1 protein-coding gene is annotated in these 476 nt (G+C 54.2%); it reads left to right on the top strand.

Going from position 1 to position 476, the window contains the following annotated elements; all coding sequences use genetic code 11:
- Positions 1–476: cadherin-like domain-containing protein (locus IQR33_RS02580; protein WP_193843486.1), on the top strand; the 476-nt coding region annotated here is incomplete at both ends.

A 476-nucleotide genomic window follows, 5' to 3' on the forward strand; every position in this document is an offset into this window, starting at 1 on the left:
GAAAATGGCATCGCGACCATTAGCCCAACGGCAGACTGGAACGGCTCAGAAGCGTTAACCTTTACGGCTACTGATCCAAGCGGTGAAAGCGTCAGCCAAACGGTAAACTTTATGGTTGCGCCTGTGGCAGATATTGAATCTGACCGCGCGACGGTTGTGGAAGACACGCCGACCATCATTAACGTCCTAGGTAACGACACGTTTGAAGGCGACGACAAAGTGGTGTCGCTCGATAGCAATAACGGTCCAGCCAACGGCACGGTCTCGGTCAACCCGGACGGCAGCGTCACTTACACGCCAAACGACAACTTCCACGGTGCAGACAGCTTCACGTACATCGTTACCTCCGGTGGGGTATCGGAATTCACCACGGTGAACGTCGATGTGACGCCAGTGAATGACGCGCCAGTGGCAAAAGATGATACCGCTGTCACTGACGAAGACACGCCAGTGACGATTGATGTTCTGCCAAACGA

The organism is Vibrio sp. OPT46, assembly GCF_015163535.1.
In the GTDB taxonomy this organism is placed as follows: Bacteria; Pseudomonadota; Gammaproteobacteria; order Enterobacterales; family Vibrionaceae; genus Vibrio; species Vibrio alginolyticus.